Source organism: Pseudomonas sp. PIC25 (assembly GCF_002286785.1).
In the GTDB taxonomy this organism is placed as follows: Bacteria; Pseudomonadota; Gammaproteobacteria; order Pseudomonadales; family Pseudomonadaceae; genus Pseudomonas_M.
Window position 1 is genome coordinate 14148 of the sequence record NZ_MUJY01000137.1, and the last position, 18725, is coordinate 32872.

Sequence of the window (18725 nt, forward strand, 5' to 3'; positions counted from 1 at the left end):
TTATTCCGCTGCGGCGATGGTCCATCATGGAGGCCTGCTGCCGGAGAATCGCCGATGCCCGTTCCCTCTCTCAAAGACGCCTTCGCCGCGCTGATCGCCGCGCCCTCGGTGAGCTGTACCCAGCCGCACTGGGACCAGACCAATCGGCCGGTGATCGATTTGCTCGCCACCTGGCTGGGCGACCTCGGCTTCGCCTGCGAAGTGCAGGAGGTGGTGCCCGGCAAGTTCAATCTGCTCGCCAGCTATGGCAGCGGCCCCGGCGGGTTGGTGCTGGCCGGCCACAGCGATACCGTGCCTTTCGACGCCGCCCTGTGGAAAAGTGACCCGCTACGTCTGGACGAGCGCGATGGCCGTTGGTATGGCCTCGGCAGTTGCGACATGAAGGGCTTCTTCGCGCTGATCGTCGAGGCGGTGCGGCCGCTGCTCGCGCAGCCGTTCAAGCAGCCGCTGCTGATCCTCGCCACCTGCGACGAAGAAAGTTCCATGTCCGGCGCCCGTGCCCTGGCCGATGCCGGGCGGCCGCTCGGTCGCGCCGCGGTGATCGGCGAACCGACCGGGCTGCGGCCGATCCGCCTGCACAAGGGTGTGATGATGGAGCGCATCGACATCCTCGGCCGTAGCGGTCACTCGTCCGACCCGAGCCTCGGGCACAGCGCCCTGGAGGCCATGCACGAGGCGATCGGCGAGTTGCTGGCGCTGCGTGGCCAGTGGCAGAAGGAATACCACAACCCGCTGTTCAACGTGCCGCAGCCGACCCTCAACCTGGGCTGCATCCATGGCGGCGACAATCCCAACCGCATCTGTGGGCAGTGTTCCCTGGAGTTCGATCTGCGTCCATTGCCGGGCATGGCGCCGGAGCACCTGCGCCTGGAAATCCGCCAGCGCCTGCAACCGCTGGCCGAGCGGCATCAGGTGAAGATCGATTTCGCCCCGCTGTTCCCCAGCGTGCCGCCCTACGAGCAGGCCGCCAACGCCGAATTGGTGCACGTGGCCGAGCGGCTCACCGGTCATGCTGCCGGCGCGGTGGCCTTCGGCACCGAGGCCCCGTATCTTCAGCAGCTCGGTTGCGAGACCCTGGTGCTCGGCCCCGGCGATATCGCCTGCGCCCACCAGCCGGACGAGTACCTCGACATGGCGCGCCTGGAGCCGAGTGTCCGGCTGCTGCGCGAGCTGATCCAGCACTATTGCCTGAGCCCGAGTGGAGTCTGACCGTGTTGCGACGATGACGACGGACTGCCCTCTCCCCGACGGGAGAGTTCGGAAAGCCGGCGGATGAACCGTCTTTCCCTTGTCGCTCCGCTTCCATGACGGAAGGGGAGAGCCATCAGAATCACTACAGGCTCATTCATGCTCGATTACGTCAATTGGCTCCGCCACGCATCGCCCTACATTAACTCGCACCGGGACCGGACCTTCGTGGTCATGCTGCCCGGCGAAGGGGTGGCCCACCCGAACTTCGGCAACATCGTCCATGACTTGGTACTGCTGCACAGCCTCGGCGTGCGCCTGGTACTGGTCCACGGCTCGCGCCCGCAGATCGAGGCGCGTCTGGTCAATCGCGGCCTGACGCCGCATTTCCACCACAACCTGCGGATCACCGACGGGCCCACCCTGGAATGCGTGATCGACGCCGTGGGGCAATTGCGCATCGCCATCGAGGCACGCCTGTCGATGGATATGGCGGCCTCGCCGATGCAGGGTTCGCGCCTGCGCGTCGCCGGCGGCAACTTCGTCACCGCGCGGCCGATCGGCGTGCTCGAAGGCGTCGACTATCACCACACGGGCGAAGTGCGGCGGGTCGACCGCAAGGGGATCGGCCGTCTGCTCGACGAGCGAGCCATCGTGCTGCTGTCGCCGCTCGGCTATTCGCCCACCGGGGAAATCTTCAACCTTGCCTGCGAGGACGTGGCGACGCGTGCGGCCATCGATCTGGCGGCCGACAAGTTGCTGCTGTTCGGCGAGGAACGCGGTCTGCTCGACGAGCAGGGCCGGTTGATCCGCGAGTTACGCCCGCAGCAGGTACCGACGCACCTGGCGCGGCTCGGCGCCAGCTACCAGGCCGAATTGCTCGACGCCGCCGCCCAGGCCTGCCGGGGCGGGGTGAAGCGCAGCCATATCGTCAGCTATCAGGAAGATGGCGCGCTGCTCACCGAACTGTTCACCCGCGACGGCGGCGGCACCCTGGTCGACCAGGAGCAGTTCGAACAACTGCGCGAGGCGACCATCGAGGACGTCGGCGGCCTGATCGACCTGATCAGTCCGCTGGAGGAGCAGGGCATCCTGGTGCGCCGTTCGCGCGAAGTGCTGGAACGGGAGATCACTCAGTTCAGCATCGTCGAGCGCGATGGCCTGATTATCGCCTGTGCGGCGCTCTATCCCATCGCCGATTCGGATGCCGGCGAACTGGCCTGCCTGGCGGTCAGCCCGGAATACCGCCACGGTGGGCGCGGCGACGAGCTGCTCGAGCGCATCGAGGAGCGGGCCCGCCAGCAGGGGTTGAAGACCTTGTTCGTGCTCACCACGCGTACCGCGCACTGGTTTCGCGAGCGTGGCTTCGAGCCCAGCAGCGTCGAGCGCCTGCCGGCTGCGCGGGCGTCGCTATACAACTATCAGCGCAATTCGAAGATTTTCGAGAAGTCGCTGTAGGCAGCGGGGCGGAAGAGGCTGGGAGGGCGATGTCCGTTAGAACGGTCCCGGATTGCGCTGCGCTTATCCGGGTTACCGACAGGGAGGCCGTGGCGTCAGGCGCGCTTGGTCTGGGGTTGGCGGCCGGAGGCGAGCAGTTGCTCGTGCCCGTCGTCCCAGCCGGCTTCCCAGGCGGCGGCCACGACGTCGGCCGGGTAGGGTTGCTGGTCGATCGGGTGGCCGGTCAAACCTGCCATATAGCCTTGCTGGTAGGCCTTCGTCAGGCTTTCCAGGCTCCATTGGCTGTCATCGTTGTCGAGAGAGGCGTCGGACGGCGCCATGCGGGGCTCGCTTTTCCGAAATTTCCGCTCATCCTAGCCGGCCGCGCGACGTCTCGTCGGACTGTCTATCCCGCCAATTGCCGCCACTTGTCGGTTTTGTGACGGGCTGCGCGACTCCGTCGTGCGGCCCGTCCAGGCATGTCGGACGTCAGATGGCAATGCCAAGGATGCTGGCCTGATAGGCCTCGACGAAGGTATCGAAATCGCCGACCTGGGTACGTTCCAGTTCCTCCTGTTCGGCCAGGGACTGCTGCGCCTGTGCCTCGTATTCCGCCATTTCCGCCTCGCTCAGCGGTCGCCCGCGGAAATAGTCGGCATGTACCCGGCTCTGGCGCAGGGCGAAGCCGACGAAGCTTTCGCGGTGCTCGCGCAAGGCGTCCAGTACCCGTGCGGATGGCGTCAGGCGGGCGTCTTCCACCTTGGCACGCTGGGCCGTCAGGGCATCGGCATGGACACTGCCGCCGTGGCTACGGTCGAGCAGGTCGGCGACCCGTGCGATGTCGTCGAGCAGCTCGTGGGCCCAGGCTTTCAGCCCCATTGGCTTGCCGTCCCGCTGCAGATGCAGACCGGGACGACGGCCTTCCTTCACCGTCTTGAGGAAGTTGTTGGTACAGGCGCGGCACTCGTCGCCAGCCAGGGGCGGGCTGTCCTGCAGGGCGCAGTAGAGCAGGAAGGCGTCGAGGAAGCGTGCGCTGGTCAGGTCGATGCCCAGCGGCAGGAAGGGGTCGATGTCCAGGCAGCGCACTTCGATGTACTGCACGCCACGCGCCGCCAGCGCCTGGATCGGCCGCTCGCCGCTATGGGTCACGCGCTTCGGGCGGATGCTCGAGTAGTACTCGTTCTCGATCTGGATGACGTTGGTGTTCAGTTGCAGCCACTCGCCGTCGCGTTGGGTGCCGATCTCGACATAGGGCGGGTAGGGCGTGCCGACCGCCTGCCGCAGGCTGGCCAGGTAGCTGTCGAGGCTGTTGTAGCAGGGCGTCAGACCGGCCTGGGCATTGTTCTGGTAGCCCAGGTCGCTCATTCGCAGGCTGGTGGCCCAGGGCAGGTAGAGAGTGTCCTCGTCCAGGGTTTCCAATTGATGCGGGTTGCTGCGCAGGAATCCCTTGTGCAGCGCCGGCGAGGCACCGAACAGGTACATCAGCAGCCAGCTATAGCGGCGGAAGTTGCGGATCAGCGCGATGTAGCGAGCCGACTGGTAGTCGCGGTCGCTCTGCGGGTCGCCCTCGAAGGCTTTGAGGACTGGCCAGAGCGTCTCGGGCAGGCTGAAGTTGTAGTGAATGCCGGCGATGCATTGCATGGTCTTGCCATAGCGCAGCGCCAGGCCCTTGCGGTAGACGTACTTGAGGCGGCCGATCAGCGAGTCGCCGTAGCGGGCGATGGGAATGGTCTCCTCGTCCGGCAACTGGCTGGGCATCGAGGCGCTCCAGAGGAACTCCCCATCGAGCTTGGCGTAGACGAAGCGGTGGATGCGATCCAGATCGTCCAGTGTCCGCGCCGGGTCCTGCTCGGCCGGCGTGATGAACTCCAGCAGGGCCTCGGAATAGTCGGTGGTGATCTGCGGATGGGTCAGCGCGGAGCCCAGTGCGGCGGGGTGCGGGCTCAGCGACAGCTGGCCATCGGCATCCACACGCAGGCATTCCCGCTCGATGCCGTGCAGGCACTGTTCGAGCAGGGAGAGATGGGCGCGCTCGCCGAGCAGGGCCAGGCGGCGGGAAAGGAGGTCGCTCAAGAGTCAGTTTCCTAGGCAGTGTCGCGCCAATATGGGGGCAGCGCGGCGTGTCTACAAGAGGCCAGGGGTATCCAGGCTTTTCATCATAGAGCCTTGGGGCCACTTCGGCGTTACAGCTGAGCGAAGGTGCCTTGTCCCTTGGCGACCAGGGTGTCGTCCTGGCGGATGTCGGCCTCCACCACCAGGGTGGTACGGCCGGCGTGCAGGACGCGGGCATGGCAGATCACATCGCCTTCGCCGACGGCGCGGATGTAGTTGATCTTGCATTCCAGCGTCACGCTCTGCCGGTCGAAGCCGTGGGCGGTCGAGCAGGCCAGGCCCATTGCGGTGTCCATCAGGCTGAACAACGCGCCGCCGTGCAGCTTGCCGCCCCGGTTGCGCAGGTGGTCGGCCATGCTCAGGGCGATCTCGGCCTCGCCTTCGCCCAGGCGATGGACGCGGCAGCCGATGAGCCGGCTGAAGTTGCTGAATTGCAGGTCTTCGGGGATATCCATGGGGCAACTCCTGCGGTTTTCCCGGAGGAGGCGAATCCATTCGTCCGCCTTGGGTTCGTTTGGCGAATGAACTCGCCCCTACTGACGAAGCCCGCGGCTGGCTGGCCGCGGGCGTTCGGTCACTTTTTCTTCAATTGCTTGGCGTTGGCGAACAGCGCGGCCATGGCACCGCCGCCGGCCGGTTGCGCGGCGCCCGTGCTGCGTGCGGCCTGGGGCTGGCGCGGTTGGCCGCCACGGTTGGGCTGACCGCCGCCGCGCGGGCCTTCGACCTTCTCGCCGGGGGTGTCGCTCATGCGCATGGACAGGCCGACGCGGTTGCGCGGGATGTCCACTTCCATGACCTTGACCTTGACGATGTCGCCGGCCTTGACCACTTCATAGGGGTCTTTGACGAACTTCTCCGACAGCGCGCTAATGTGCACCAGACCGTCCTGGTGCACGCCGATGTCGACGAAGGCGCCGAAGTTGGTCACGTTGGTCACCACGCCTTCCAGCACCATGCCCGGCTTGAGGTCCTTGAGGGTCTCCACGCCGTCCTGGAACTCGGCGGTCTTGAACTCGGGGCGCGGGTCGCGGCCGGGCTTGTCCAGTTCGCCGAGGATGTCGGTGACGGTCGGCAGGCCGAACTTCTCGTCGGTGAATTTCTTCGGGTCTAGGCGCTTGAGGAATGCCGAGTCGCCGATCAGCGAGCGGATGTCGCGGCCGGTGTCCTGGGCAATACGTTGCACCAGCGGGTAGGTTTCCGGGTGCACCGCCGAGGCGTCCAACGGGTTGTCGCCGTTCATCACGCGGAGGAAGCCGGCGGCCTGTTCGAAGGTCTTCTCGCCGAGGCGCGGCACCTTCTTCAGCTCGTCGCGGGACTTGAACGCACCGTTCGCATCGCGGAATTGCACGATGTTCTGCGCCAGCGTCGTGTTGAGGCCGGAGATACGCGCCAGCAGGGCGGCGGACGCCGTGTTGACGTCCACCCCGACGGCGTTCACGCAGTCTTCCACCACCGCATCCAGAGAGCGTGCCAGCTTGAGCTGGGAGACGTCGTGCTGGTACTGGCCGACGCCGATGGATTTCGGGTCGATCTTCACCAGCTCGGCCAGCGGGTCCTGCAGGCGGCGGGCGATGGACACGGCGCCGCGCAGGGACACGTCCAGCTCCGGGAATTCCTTCGCGGCCAGCTCGGAGGCCGAATACACCGAGGCACCCGCCTCGGACACCATGATCTTGGTGAGCTTGAGACCCGGCACTTTCTTGATCAGGTCGCCGGCCAGCTTGTCGGTCTCGCGGCTGGCGGTGCCATTGCCGATGGCGATCAGGTCGACGCCGTGCTTGGCGCAGAGCTTGGCCAGCACCGCGAGGGTGCCGTCCCAGTCGTTCTTCGGCGCGTGGGGGTAGACCGTGGCGGTGTCCAGCAGCTTGCCGGTGGCATCCACCACCGCCACCTTGACCCCGGTGCGCAGGCCCGGGTCGAGACCCAGGGTGGCGCGCGGGCCGGCCGGCGCGGCCAGCAGCAGGTCGTGCAGGTTACGGGCGAACACGCTGATCGCTTCGTCTTCCGCTTTTTCGCGCAGCTCGCCGAGCAGATCGGTTTCCAGATGGGTGTAGAGCTTGACCTTCCAGGTCCAGCGCACCACCTCGCCGAGCCATTTGTCGGCAGCGCGGCCCTGATCCTTGATGCCGAAGCGCTCGCCAATCATGCCTTCGCACGGATGCATGAGGCCCGGCGCCTCGTCGCCGACTTTCAACGCGACGCTCAGCACGCCCTCGTTGCGGCCGCGGAAAATCGCCAGAGCACGGTGGGAAGGTGCGCCCTTGAGCGGTTCGTCGTGTTCGAAGTAGTCGCGGAACTTGGCGCCTTCGGTCTCCTTGCCGGCAACCACGCGGGCGCTGAGGGTGGCGTTGTCCTTGAGGAAGCCGCGCAGGCGGTCGAGCAGGGTGGCGTCTTCGGCGAAGCGCTCCATGAGGATGTACTTGGCGCCTTCCAGCACGGCCTTGACGTCGGCGAAGCCCTTTTCCGCATCGACGAAGCGGGCCGCTTCGGCTTCGGGTGCCAGGGTCGGGTCGCCGAACAGGGCGTCGGCCAGCTCGCCGAGGCCGGCTTCCAGGGCGATCTGGCCCTTGGTGCGGCGCTTCTGCTTGTACGGCAGGTAGAGGTCTTCCAGGCGGGTCTTGGTGTCGGCGAGCTTGATCTCGCGGGCCAGTTCCGGGGTCAGCTTGCCCTGTTCCTCGATGCTGGCGAGGATCGCGGCGCGGCGCTCTTCCAGTTCGCGCAGGTAGCGCAGGCGCTCCTCCAGATGGCGCAGCTGGGTATCGTCGAGGCTGCCGGTCACCTCTTTGCGGTAACGGGCGATGAAGGGCACGGTGGAGCCTTCGTCGAGCAGCCCCACGGCGGCGGCAACCTGTTGCGGACGGACACCGAGCTCCTCGGCGATACGACTGTTGATATCCATGAATGCACTTACCTGACAGATAGACACGCGGGCCGGTCCGGCCGTGAAAGGGCGGCATTATACCCAGGGGCGGCGGGCGTCAGGTCGCTGGCGCCGATAAATGCGCACCAGCCGATGAAAGCGCCGGGTCCGCCCGGGGAAAAATCTGCTAACAATGGTCGCGGCGGTGCGGGTGGCGTCTGCGCCATAATCCGCACCATGTCCTGGTCTGGAGACGCTATGAACACTGCCCCCGTTGAAGGCGAAAAAATCCTCGTGGTCGACGACGACGCCCGTCTGCGGCGTCTGCTCGAACGTTTTCTCGACGAACAGGGCTACCGCGTGCGGGCGGTGGAGAACGTCGAACAGATGGATCGCCTGCTTGCCCGCGAGCTGTTCAACCTGGTGGTGCTCGACCTGATGCTGCCCGGCGAGGACGGCCTCTCCGCCTGCCGCCGCCTGCGCGAATCGAACAATCAGATTCCGATCATCATGCTCACTGCCAAGGGCGACGAGTCCAGCCGCATCCAGGGTCTGGAACTGGGCGCCGACGACTATCTGGCCAAGCCGTTCAACCCACGCGAGCTGCTGGCGCGGATCAAGGCCGTACTGCGTCGCCAGGTGCCGGTGGTGCCGGGCGCGCCGGCCAGCGAAGACGAAACCGTGCGTTTCGGCGATTACGAACTGTCCCTCGGCACCCGCGAACTGAAACGTGGCGACGAAGTACACATGCTCACCACCGGTGAGTTCGCCGTGCTCAAGGCGCTGGTCCAGCATGCCCGCGAGCCGCTGACCCGCGACAAGCTGATGAATCTCGCCCGCGGCCGCGAGTGGGACGCCCTGGAGCGCTCCATCGACGTACAGATTTCCCGCCTGCGCCGGCTGATCGAGCCGGACCCGTCCAAGCCTCGCTATATCCAGACCGTCTGGGGCGTCGGCTACGTATTCGTTCCGGATGGTAATAAATGAAGCGGCAAGCTACAGGCCACAAGCTGCAAGAAAGAGCGGACGGTGTAACTACTTGTAGCTTGAAGCTTGGGGCTTGCTGCTGATGAAGGCTCCCCTCTGGTTCCCGCAAAGTTTCTTCGCCCGCACCCTCTGGCTGGTGCTGATCGTGGTGCTGTTTTCCAAGGCGCTGACCCTCGTCTATCTGATGATGAACGAGGACGTCCTGGTGGACCGCCAGTACAGCCACGGCGCGGCGCTCACCCTGCGTGCCTACTGGGCGGCCGAGCCTTCGTCGCGCGACGACATTGCTCGCGAGGCCGGGCTCACGCTGGTCCAGCGCGATGCCGTGCCGCTCAGCGAACAGCACTGGCCGTACAGCGAAATCTTCCAGCGCCAGATGCGCACCGAGCTGGGGCCGGATACCGAGGTGCGGGTACGGGTGAAGAGCCCGCCGGCGCTCTGGGTGTACGCGCCGAGCCTGGGCGACGACTGGCTGAAAGTCCCGCTCTACCCGCATCCACTGCGCGGGCAGCGCATCTGGAACGTGCTCGGCTGGTTCCTCGGGATCGGTCTGCTTTCCACCGCCGCCGCCTGGATTTTCGTCCGCCAGCTCAGCGCGCCGCTCAAGCGCCTGGTGTTCGCCGCCCGTCAGATTGGCCAGGGCCGCAGCGTGCGCCTGCCGATCGGTAACACGCCGAGCGAGATGACCGAGGTCTACCGGGCCTTCAACCAGATGGCCGAGGACGTCGAGCAGGCCGGTCGCGAGCGCGAACTGATGCTCGCCGGCGTCTCCCACGACTTGCGAACCCCGCTGACCCGCTTGCGCCTGTCCCTCGAACTGCTGGGCAACGACAACGAGTTCGCCGAGGACATGGTGCGCGACATCGAAGACATGGATGCCATCCTCGATCAGTTCCTCGCCTTCATCCGCGACGGGCGCGACGAGCCGGTGGAAGACGTCGATCTTGGCGAACTGGCCCAAGAGGTGGTGGCGCCGTTCAACCAGAAGGGCGAACAGGTACGGCTATGCCTGGAGCAGATCCCGCCGATCCCGCTGCGCCGGGTGTCGATCAAGCGGCTGCTGACCAACCTGGTGGAAAACGCCCTGCGCCATGGTGGCCAGCAGGTCGAGGTGGCCGCATACGTATCCGGCGATTGCCGCGCGCCCTACGTGGTACTCAGCGTGCTGGACCGCGGCCCCGGTATCGACCCGACGGAAATGTCGGATATCTTCAACCCCTTCATTCGCGGCGACCGCGCCCGGGGCGGCAAGGGCACTGGCCTCGGCCTGGCCATCGTCAAGCGCATCGCCGCATTGCATGGCGGCAGCGTGGAGCTGCGCAACCGTTCCGGTGGCGGACTAGAAGCCAGGGTGTGCCTGCCGCTGGGGTTGATGCTGCCGCGCGACGCGGTCTGACCCCGGGACGACCGTTCGGGCATAACGCCAGCACGGCATGCAGACGGGCCACCGGCTGCTGAACTATGCTATGGCGGCGCTTTGCCATGAGGTCGCCATGCCTGTTGTATCCGACCGCCAGCCCCGATGGACCTGGTGGCTGCCCCTGCCGTTGTTCCAGCTGGGCACCTGGTTATCCCTTTCCACCCAGTTCTCCAGCGGGGTGGCGATCTGGTATGTGCCCTTCGCCCTGGGGCTGGCGTTCAGCCTCTGGTGGGGACCACGGATACTTCCCGCGCTGTTTCTCAATGCGCTGTTGAGCGTGCCGTTGTGGGATCTGGACTGGCACTGGGCGCCGCTGCATGCCCTGCCGGAAACCCTGGCCGTGGGGCTGGGCTGGCTGATGACCGCCCAGCGCGGTTTCGATCCGGCGCTGAACGAATTCAATCATCTGTTGCGTTTCATTCTGCTCGGTGTGCTGCTGCCATCCTCGGTCGTGGCGCTCGGCGTGCAGGGCAATCTCGTCATCACCGGCCATCTGCCGGGTGGCGATTGGCTGCATGCCAGCCTGGCTCTTGGGCTGGCCGACAGCCTCAGCGTCCTGGCCATCGCCCTGCCGTTGCTGCATTTCGGCACCCCTCTGCTGCGCCGCAAGGGTTGGTTGCGCGCGGTGCCCGGCAGCGCCGCGACGGTTGATGGACCCATTCCGCAGCACCTGCCGCCCTGGCCTCTGCTGTTGGTCCTGCTGGTCGGCCTGCCCGGCCTGCTGGTGGCCTTGCCCTGGTTGCAGACCTTGCCGCTGATCGGTTTCGCCATGCTGGTCCTGTCCCTGGTCTGGGGTTTTCCCGGTGCGTTGTGCGGCGCCGTGCTGACCAGCCTGCTGGTCCTGGCGCTGCCGCTGGTGGTACCGCTGGAGACCCAGCCGGACTGGTTCGGCCCGCAGCGCACCAGCCTCCACCTCAGCGTGCTGTTGATGATGATCGCCATGCTCCTGGTGGGGCGCAGCCTCAGCGACATGCGCCGGGCACTGGCGCGCAGCGCGCGGATGCAGCAGCAACTGGCGCTGGCCAATCTCGCCCTGGAGGCCAGCCCGCTCGGTGTCAGCATCGCCGACGCGCGGGCCGAGGGGCTCCCGTTGATCTATTGCAACCCGGCATTCCAGCGCATCAGCGGCTATTCCCGCGCCGAGACGCTGGGACAGCCCAGCGATTTCCTGCTCGGCAGGGACCAGGGCCAGCACGAACTGCCCCGCATGCAGCATGCGCGCAACCGGGGCGAGACCTGCCAGGTGGTGCTGCGCAACTACCGCAAGGACGGCCGGCCGTTCTGGAACGAAGTCACCGTGGCGCCGATGCGCGACGAGCGGGGCATCAGCCACTTCCTCAGCCTGCAACACGACGTCACCAGCCGCGAGCGGCTTGCCCAGGAGCTGGCCAGGCGTCGCGAGGAGCTGCTGCGCCAGACCCATCTGCTGACCCAGACCGAAACCATCGCCGACCTCGGCGGCTGGGTGCTGGAGCTGCCCGGCTACCGGATGTTCTGGAGCGAAGGCAGCTACCGCATCTTCGAGCGCGAGCCCGGCGATGGTGCGCTGGAATACCGCCAGGCCCTGGCTTACCTCGACGACGACAGCCGCGAACTGGCCTGGACCACCCTGCGCGAGTTGTTCAAGGGGCAGGACAGCTTCGATATCGAGTTGCACCTGAGCACCGCCCGCGGCAATCCGCGCTGGGTCCGCGCCCGCGGGCTGGTGGAGCGCGATGGCGAGCGGGTGATCCGCATCTACGGCGCGCTGCAGGACCTGACCGCGCGCAAGCAGGCCGAGCGCCAGTTGCAGGAGCGCGACGAGCGCCTGCGGCTGTTCTTCGAAGCGCCGCTGATCGGCATGGCCCTGACCACCCCCGAGCAGCGCTGGGAAGAGGTGAATTACAAGCTGTGCAGCATTCTCGGGCGGTCCCGCGAGGAGCTGAACGCTACCACCTGGGCAGCCATTACCCATCCCGACGACCTCCCGGCCGACCAGGCGCGCCTGGAGGAACTGCAAGACGGCTCGCGGGACGGCTACGAGCTGGAGAAACGCTTCCTGCGCCCGGACGGCAGCCCGGTCTACACCCGCGTCAGCGTCCGTGCGGTACGCGATGCCGACGGCCGGCTGGAAGCCTGCCTGACCCTGGTGGAAGACATCAGTGACCGCTACGAAGCCGAAGCCCGTTACCGCACCCTGGTGGAGCATGCGCCGGAAGCCATCCTGGTATTCGATACCGAGCGCGGTATCGTCGAAGCCAACGAGAACGCTGCCCGCCTGTTCGGTCTGCCCCGCGAGCAGTTGCTCGGCAAGCGTCCGGCGCATTTCAGCCCGGTGTTGCAGGGTGGCGGCGAGTCGTCGGAAGAGGTCGCCAGCCGCCATATCGAGGCGGCGCTCGCTGGCGAAGCGCCGGTTTTCGACTGGCTGGTGCGTGACGCCGCCGGCCGCGTGCGCCCTTGCGAGGCACGCTTGGTCCGGCTGCCGGGCGGGGAGGGACGGTTGGTCCGCCTGAGCTTCACTGACATTTCCGAGCGTCAGCGTTACCAACGGGAAATCGAACGTCTGGCCTACAGCGACGAACTGACCGGGTTGCCCAACCGGCGCCTGCTGCTCGACCGCCTGCAGCACGCCATGGCCCGCGAGCAGCGGGAAGGCCGCTATGGCGCCTTGCTGTTCATCGACCTCGACCACTTCAAGACGGTCAACGACAGCCTCGGCCACCCGGTTGGCGATGGTCTGTTGCGCGAAGTCACGGCGCGCCTGGCTGGCGGCCTGCGTGCCGAGGACACCCTGGCGCGGCTCGGCGGCGATGAGTTCGTGGTCTTGCTGGAGGCCATGGCGGATACCCCGGACGTTGCCGCCGAGCACGCCGCCGAGGTGGGCGAGAAGCTGTTGGCCAGCCTGATCGGCGGCTATCGCATCGACGGTCACGAGCTATCGATCAGCGCCAGTATCGGCATCTCCCTGCATCCCCTCGGCGGCCAGGCGGCGGCCGATGTGCTCAAGCAAGCGGACACCGCCATGTACCGGGCCAAGCAGGGCGGGCGCAACGCGTTGCATTTCTTCGCACCCGAGATGCAGGCCGCCATCGACCAGCGCTTGCAGCTGCAGAACGAACTGCGCCAGGCCATGACACGCGGCCAGTTGCGCCTGGTGTTTCAGCCCCAGCTGTCACTCGCGTCCGGGCGCGTGGCCGGTGCCGAGGTACTGGTGCGCTGGTCGCATCCCGAACGCGGTGAAGTCACCCCCACCCACTTCATCGCGCTGGCGGAAGAAACCGGGATGATCCACGAGCTCGGCAACTGGGTATTGGAGCAGGCCTGCGCCACATTGGCGCGTTGGCAGGCGCAGTGGCCTGAACTGGTGCTGGCGGTGAACATCAGCCCGCGCGAGCTGCGCCAGCCCGACTTCGCCCAGCGCATCAGCAGTTGCCTGCAACGCCATGGCGTGCCGGCTGCCGCGCTGGAGCTGGAGATCACCGAAGGCGTCCTGCTGGAAGACGCCGAGCAGTGCATCGCTGCCATGCAGGCACTGAAGCGGCTCGGCGTGCGTTTCGCCATCGATGACTTCGGTACCGGCTACTCGTCGCTCACCTACCTCAAGCGCCTGCCGCTGGACCGACTGAAGATCGACCGCAGCTTCGTCGGCGACCTCGATGGCGAAACCAGCGGTGCGATGCTGGTGGAGACCATCCTGGTGATCGCCCGCAACCTGGGCCTGGAGTGTGTGGCCGAGGGCATCGAGAGCCAGGTCCAGCTGGACAGCCTGCGCCGCCACGGTTGTGCCCTGGGGCAGGGCTTTCATTTCAGCCGGCCGCTGAACGAACCCGCCTTTCTTGCCTGGATGGATGCGCGCGAAAGTCATATCGCCTGAGTGAATGAGGGGGCGCCCCCTCAAGCCTTATCCCTTGCCCTTGGTTCGCGTCAGGTTCGGCCCGCCGTTCTTTTCCAAGTACTGAATGATCATCCCGGCAACGTCCTTGCCGGTGGTCTGCTCGATGCCTTCCAGGCCGGGCGAGGAGTTCACTTCCATCACCAGCGGCCCGTGGTTGGAGCGCAGGATGTCCACCCCGGCCACGTTGAGACCCATCACCTTGGCCGCGCGGATCGCCGTCATGCGTTCCTCGGGGGTGATCTTGATCAGGCTGGCGGTGCCGCCGCGGTGCAGGTTGGAGCGGAATTCGCCGGGCTTGGCCTGGCGCTTCATCGAGGCGATCACCTTGTCGCCCACCACGAAGCAGCGGATGTCCGCGCCGCCGGCTTCCTTGATGTATTCCTGGACCATGATGTCCTGTTTCAGGCCCATGAACGCCTCGATCACCGACTCCGCCGCCTTCTCCGTCTCGCAGAGCACCACGCCCATGCCCTGGGTGCCTTCCAGCACCTTGATCACCAGCGGGGCGCCGTTGACCATCTGGATCAGGTCCGGGATATCGTCCGGCGAGTGGGCGAAGCCGGTCACCGGCAGGCCAATGCCGCGCCGGGAAAGCAGTTGCAGCGCGCGCAGCTTGTCGCGCGAACGGGCGATGGCCACCGATTCGTTGAGCGGGCACACGCCCATCATTTCGAACTGGCGCAGTACCGCGCAGCCGTAGAAAGTGATTGACGCGCCGATACGCGGGATCACCGCGTCGAAGCCCTCCAGCCGCTTGCCGCGGTAATGAATCTGCGGCTTGTGGCTGGCGATATTCATGTACGCGCGCAGGGTATCGATCACCACCATTTCATGACCACGTTGCTCACCGGCTTCCACCAGACGACGAGTCGAATACAGACGCGGATTGCGCGAAAGCACGGCAATTTTCATTGGACACCAGCGAGAGAGGGGAGCGAGGGTTTGTCCTGGACATAGGAAAGCGCGGGATTGACCACCAGTTGCCCCTCGACCAGGGCCTTCGAACCCAGCAGCACGCGATAGCGCATGGCCTTGCGGCAGGTCAGGGTGAATTCCACCGGCCAGGCGCGGTCGCCGAGGGACAGCGTGGTGCGGATGACGTAGCGACTCTGGGCCAGGCCGTTGGAGCTTTTGATCGTCTTCACCGCCACCAGCGGTGCTTCGCAGTGGCGGTGGCGAAGCTGCACCAGGGTGCCGAGGTGCGCGGTGAAGCGTACCCAGGGCTGGCCGTCGCGCTCGAATTCGACGATCTCGGTGGCGTGTAGCGCCGAGGTGCTGGCACCGGTATCGATCTTCGCGCGCAGGCCGGCCACGCCCAGGTCGGGTAGGGCGATCCACTCGCGCAGGCCGATCACGGAAAGATGGTCGAACGTCTTCAAGGTAGGCTTTCCGAATGAATTGGCGGCATTCTAGTTGGGGCAAATGACAACCGCATCCATCGCCGTGTCCAACAGAAGAGACGGTAGCCGAAGAGTGACGCAATGAACGAAAAAGACGACGACAAAGTCCGCCTGGACAAATGGCTGTGGGCTGCGCGCTTCTACAAGACCCGCGCCCTGGCCAAGGCGGCCATCGAAGGCGGCAAGGTGCACTGCCGTGGCGAGCGCTGCAAGCCGGCCAAGGAACCCCGGGTGGGCGATGAACTGACTATCCGTACCGGGTTCGACGAACGTACCGTCGTGGTCCGCGCCCTTTCCTGCGTCCGCCGGGGCGCGCCGGAAGCTCAGGCGCTCTACGAGGAAACCGCCGACAGCATCCAGCGCCGCGAACAGGCCGCCGCGCTGCGCAAGGCCGGTGCCCTCGGCATCCAGACCGACGGCCGTCCGACCAAGAAGCAGAGGCGGCAGATTCATTTTTTCCGCGACGGTGCCTAGGGCGTGGGCTCCGAGCGATCGCGGTCCGGCGATCGCCCCGGCTTGGAGAGGCCGGGGGTTATCCCCTAGAATTCCGGCCTTTCCTCCCGAATCTTCCGTGACGGGCGCGCCAGGCGCGGCCCGCCGTGATTCCTTCACCTCCGCGACGACCGGCTCCCTATGCACGATTTCGATCACACCCAGCGGTTCCTCTTCGAAGACACCGACATCCGGGGCGAACTGGCCACCCTGAACGACAGCTACGGCCACGTCCTGGCCAAGCACCCCTACCCGGAGCCGGTGGCGCAACTGCTGGGCGAGATGCTCGCCGCCGCGGCGCTGCTGGTCGGCACCCTCAAGTTCGAAGGGCTGCTGGTCCTCCAGGCGCGTTCCGCCGGCGCCGTACCGCTGCTGATGGTGGAATGCTCCAGCGAACGCGAAGTACGCGGCATCGCCCGCTACCATGCCGAGCAGGTGCTGCCGGGCGCCGACCTGCGCAGCCTGATGCCGGAAGGTGTGCTGGCGATTACCGTCGATCCGCGCCAGGGCCAGCGCTACCAGGGCATCGTCGCCCTCGAGGGGGCCACCCTGGCCGAGTGCCTGTCCGGCTACTTCGCCACCTCCGAGCAGTTGCCGACGCGCTTCTGGCTCAATGCCGACGGCCGTCGCGCCCGTGGCCTGCTGCTCCAGCAACTGCCGGCCGACCGCCTCAAGGACCCGGAAGAGCGCGAAGCCAGTTGGCAGCACATGACCACCCTGGCCGACACCCTGACTGCCGAAGAACTGCTCGGCCTGGATAACGAGACCCTGCTGCGCCGCCTCTATCACCAAGAGACCGTGCGGCTGTTCGACCCGCAGGCATTGGAGTTCCGCTGCAGTTGTTCGCGGGAGCGTTCGGCGAACGCCCTGGTGAGCCTCGGCCAGCAGGACGCCGAGCTGCTGCTCGATGAAAATGACGGTAAAGTCGAGATCGATTGTCAATTCTGCAACCAGCGCTACATCTTCGACGCCGCCGATGTGACTCAATTGTTCGCCGGTGGCGGGAGCGGGGCTCCGTCCAGAACCCGGCACTGAATCTGCATGGCCAGGGAACCTTTGACCGGATCAGAGGTTCCTACCCACCGCGCGCTTTTCTGGCATAATCGCGCCCACTTTTTTCGCTGTAGCGAGGCCTGCGTCTCACTACAAAACGTTCGGAGGACTCGGCCTCTGGCCGACGGGGACCCACATGATGCAAGCCAACCACGCCGTCTACACCGACATCAGCACTGCACAACTGGTCGAAGAGGCCATCCGTCGCGGTGAAGGCGAACTGGCCGCCAACGGATCGCTGGTGGTGAAGACCGGTCATCGTACCGGCCGCTCTCCGGCCGACCGCTTCATCGTCGAAGAATCGACCACCCAGGCCGCCATCGCCTGGGGTGCGATCAACCGGCCGTTCCCGGCGGACAAATTCGATGCCCTCTGGGCCCGCGTCGAAGCCTACCTCGGCGAGCGCGACCGCTTCGTTTCCCACGTCCACGTAGGGGCTGACCCGGCGCACTACCTGCCGGTCAAGATGACCACCGAAACCGCCTGGCACAACCTGTTCGGCCGCTGCCTGTTCATCAACCCCGAGCAGTTCAACCCGGCCTCCAAGAGCGAGTGGCTGATCCTCAACGCTCCGTTCTTCGAGTGCGACCCGGCCCGCGACGGCACCAACTCCGACGGCTGCGTGATCATCAACTTCGCCGCCCGGAAGGTTCTCCTCGCCGGCATGCAGTACGCCGGTGAAATGAAGAAAGCCATGTTCTCCGTGCAGAACTTCCTCCTGCCGGATTCCGACGTGCTGCCGATGCACTGCGCCGCCAACATGGGCGAAGAGGGTGACGTGACCCTGTTCTTCGGCCTCTCCGGCACTGGCAAGACCACCCTCTCCGCCGACGAAAGCCGCTACCTGATCGGCGACGACGAGCATGGCTGGGGCGTGGGCAGCGTGTTCAACATCGAAGGCGGTTGCTACGCCAAGTGCATCGACCTTTCCGAGAAGAACGAGCCGGTCATCTGGAAAGCCATCCAGTTCGGCGCCGTGCTGGAAAACGTCGTGCTGCACCCGGAAACCCGCCAGCCCGACTACGCCGACGGCAGCCTGACCCAGAACACCCGCGCCGCCTATCCGCGCGACCTGATCGAGAAGCGCGTCGACGCCAACCGCGCCGGCGAGCCGAACGCCGTGATCTTCCTGACCTGCGACCTGACCGGCGTGCTGCCGCCCGTGTCGATCCTCAACGAAGAGCAGGCCGCCTATCACTTCCTGTCCGGCTACACCGCCCTGGTCGGCTCCACCGAAATGGGCTCCGGCGGCGGCATCAAGTCCACCTTCTCCACCTGCTTCGGCGCGCCGTTCTTCCCGCGTCCGGCTGGTGAGTACGCGGAGCTGCTGATCAAGCGCATCCGTGGTTTCGGCTCCAAGGTCTACCTGGTCAACACCGGCTGGACCGGCGGTGGCTACGGCGTCGGCAAGCGCTTCAACATCCCGACCACCCGTGGCGTGATCGCGGCCATCCAGAGCGGCGCGCTGATCGGTGCCGAGACCGAGCACCTGCCGATCATCAACCTGGACGTGCCGAAGACCGTTCCGGGTGTCGAGACCAACCTGCTCAACCCGCGCAACACCTGGGAAGACAAGAACGCCTACGACGAGGCCGCCAAGGCTCTCGCCAAGCAGTTCATCGAGAACTTCAAGAAGTTCGACGTCTCCGACGCCATCCGCAACGCCGGCCCGCAGCTCTAAGCCGAGCGTTCATGAGAAAGCCGCCTTCGGGCGGCTTTTTCGTTATCGGGGTTTGGTTCGCTCTCTGGCGTATCTCGGAGCCCAAGCGCAATCCGGGAAAACGTGCGATGGCCGTGCTCCGTTGGGCGAATGAATTGGCTATGTCTGCGTTAGCTGTTGCAAGGGATAGAAGCCGAGCGATTCCTTCATGCAAATCAATGGGTTGAGCTCGTTTCCATAGC

14 protein-coding genes are annotated in these 18725 nt (G+C 66.0%); 8 read left to right on the plus strand and 6 right to left on the minus strand.

Features of this window, described 5'->3' with window-relative positions:
* Window positions 1–54 precede the first annotated feature (54 nt).
* Both argE and argA read left to right on the plus strand, forming a co-directional pair.
* Window positions 55–1209: an acetylornithine deacetylase gene (argE, locus tag BZL41_RS17390; RefSeq protein WP_095600475.1), complete on the plus strand. Its 1155-nt coding sequence runs from the start codon at window positions 55–57 to the stop codon at window positions 1207–1209.
* 138 nt (window positions 1210–1347) lie between these two features.
* On the plus strand, window positions 1348–2646 hold the full coding sequence (gene argA, locus BZL41_RS17395) for an amino-acid N-acetyltransferase (RefSeq protein WP_095600476.1): 1299 nt from the start codon (window positions 1348–1350) through the stop codon (window positions 2644–2646).
* Window positions 2647–2741: 95 nt separating this feature from the next.
* Here argA and rmf read toward each other — a convergent pair whose 3' ends face one another.
* The 4 genes from rmf to BZL41_RS17415 form a co-directional block, all read right to left on the minus strand.
* On the minus strand, window positions 2742–2966 hold the full coding sequence (rmf, locus tag BZL41_RS17400; protein ID WP_084333080.1) for a ribosome modulation factor: 225 nt from the start codon (window positions 2964–2966) through the stop codon (window positions 2742–2744).
* Window positions 2967–3114: 148 nt separating this feature from the next.
* Window positions 3115–4698 carry a glutamate--cysteine ligase gene (gene gshA, locus BZL41_RS17405; protein WP_095600477.1) on the minus strand — a complete coding sequence of 528 codons (1584 nt, stop codon included), beginning with the start codon at window positions 4696–4698 and terminating at the stop codon, window positions 3115–3117.
* A gap of 110 nt (window positions 4699–4808) precedes the next feature.
* Entirely contained in the window at window positions 4809–5192 is a 384-nt protein-coding gene (locus BZL41_RS17410; RefSeq protein ID WP_095600478.1) for a PaaI family thioesterase, read from the minus strand.
* A gap of 119 nt (window positions 5193–5311) precedes the next feature.
* Window positions 5312–7636, minus strand: a complete 2325-nt coding sequence (locus BZL41_RS17415) for a Tex family protein (RefSeq protein WP_095600479.1) — start codon at window positions 7634–7636, stop codon at window positions 5312–5314.
* A 219-nt stretch (window positions 7637–7855) separates the two neighbouring features.
* Between BZL41_RS17415 and ompR the strand changes: the two genes are divergently transcribed.
* The 3 genes from ompR to BZL41_RS17430 all read left to right on the plus strand — a co-directional run bounded on the left by ompR (window position 7856) and on the right by BZL41_RS17430 (window position 13857).
* The gene (gene ompR, locus BZL41_RS17420; protein ID WP_095600480.1) at window positions 7856–8584 is read left to right on the plus strand and encodes a two-component system response regulator OmpR; all 729 of its coding nucleotides are present in this window, start codon (window positions 7856–7858) and stop codon (window positions 8582–8584) included.
* A gap of 82 nt (window positions 8585–8666) precedes the next feature.
* Window positions 8667–9980, plus strand: coding sequence for an ATP-binding protein (locus BZL41_RS17425; RefSeq protein WP_095600486.1), 1314 nt, complete (start codon window positions 8667–8669; stop codon window positions 9978–9980).
* Between the two features lie 97 nt (window positions 9981–10077).
* Entirely contained in the window at window positions 10078–13857 is a 3780-nt protein-coding gene (locus BZL41_RS17430; RefSeq protein WP_095600481.1) for an EAL domain-containing protein, read from the plus strand.
* A 27-nt stretch (window positions 13858–13884) separates the two neighbouring features.
* Here BZL41_RS17430 and rimK read toward each other — a convergent pair whose 3' ends face one another.
* Both rimK and BZL41_RS17440 read right to left on the minus strand, forming a co-directional pair.
* Entirely contained in the window at window positions 13885–14790 is a 906-nt protein-coding gene (gene rimK / locus BZL41_RS17435) for a 30S ribosomal protein S6--L-glutamate ligase (RefSeq protein WP_084333066.1), read from the minus strand.
* Window positions 14787–15191 carry an ATP-dependent zinc protease gene (locus BZL41_RS17440; protein WP_371916546.1) on the minus strand — a complete coding sequence of 135 codons (405 nt, stop codon included), beginning with the start codon at window positions 15189–15191 and terminating at the stop codon, window positions 14787–14789. The genes rimK and BZL41_RS17440 overlap by 4 nt, the downstream gene beginning before the upstream one ends.
* Window positions 15192–15359: 168 nt before the next feature.
* On the opposite strand from BZL41_RS17440, the gene BZL41_RS17445 reads away from it, so the two are divergent.
* The 3 genes from BZL41_RS17445 to BZL41_RS17455 all read left to right on the plus strand — a co-directional run bounded on the left by BZL41_RS17445 (window position 15360) and on the right by BZL41_RS17455 (window position 18504).
* Window positions 15360–15752: an RNA-binding S4 domain-containing protein gene (locus BZL41_RS17445; protein WP_095600483.1), complete on the plus strand. Its 393-nt coding sequence runs from the start codon at window positions 15360–15362 to the stop codon at window positions 15750–15752.
* A gap of 159 nt (window positions 15753–15911) precedes the next feature.
* Window positions 15912–16805, plus strand: a complete 894-nt coding sequence (hslO, locus tag BZL41_RS17450) for an Hsp33 family molecular chaperone HslO (RefSeq protein WP_095600484.1) — start codon at window positions 15912–15914, stop codon at window positions 16803–16805.
* Window positions 16806–16959: 154 nt separating this feature from the next.
* The gene (locus BZL41_RS17455; protein ID WP_095600485.1) at window positions 16960–18504 is read left to right on the plus strand and encodes a phosphoenolpyruvate carboxykinase; all 1545 of its coding nucleotides are present in this window, start codon (window positions 16960–16962) and stop codon (window positions 18502–18504) included.
* Window positions 18505–18725 lie beyond the last annotated feature (221 nt).

Excerpts from the sequence above, each read along its gene's own strand:
- argE (WP_095600475.1), top strand. The coding sequence starts at position 55 with ATGCCCGTTCCCTCTCTCAAAGACGCCTTCGCCGCGCTGATCGCCGCG.
- argA (WP_095600476.1), top strand. The coding sequence starts at position 1,348 with ATGCTCGATTACGTCAATTGGCTCCGCCACGCATCGCCCTACATTAAC.
- rmf (WP_084333080.1), bottom strand. The coding sequence starts at position 2,966 with ATGGCGCCGTCCGACGCCTCTCTCGACAACGATGACAGCCAATGGAGC.
- BZL41_RS17410 (WP_095600478.1), bottom strand. The coding sequence starts at position 5,192 with ATGGATATCCCCGAAGACCTGCAATTCAGCAACTTCAGCCGGCTCATC.
- BZL41_RS17415 (WP_095600479.1), bottom strand. The coding sequence starts at position 7,636 with ATGGATATCAACAGTCGTATCGCCGAGGAGCTCGGTGTCCGTCCGCAA.
- ompR (WP_095600480.1), top strand. The coding sequence starts at position 7,856 with ATGAACACTGCCCCCGTTGAAGGCGAAAAAATCCTCGTGGTCGACGAC.
- BZL41_RS17425 (WP_095600486.1), top strand. The coding sequence starts at position 8,667 with ATGAAGGCTCCCCTCTGGTTCCCGCAAAGTTTCTTCGCCCGCACCCTC.
- BZL41_RS17430 (WP_095600481.1), top strand. The coding sequence starts at position 10,078 with ATGCCTGTTGTATCCGACCGCCAGCCCCGATGGACCTGGTGGCTGCCC.
- rimK (WP_084333066.1), bottom strand. The coding sequence starts at position 14,790 with ATGAAAATTGCCGTGCTTTCGCGCAATCCGCGTCTGTATTCGACTCGT.
- BZL41_RS17445 (WP_095600483.1), top strand. The coding sequence starts at position 15,360 with ATGAACGAAAAAGACGACGACAAAGTCCGCCTGGACAAATGGCTGTGG.
- hslO (WP_095600484.1), top strand. The coding sequence starts at position 15,912 with ATGCACGATTTCGATCACACCCAGCGGTTCCTCTTCGAAGACACCGAC.
- BZL41_RS17455 (WP_095600485.1), top strand. The coding sequence starts at position 16,960 with ATGATGCAAGCCAACCACGCCGTCTACACCGACATCAGCACTGCACAA.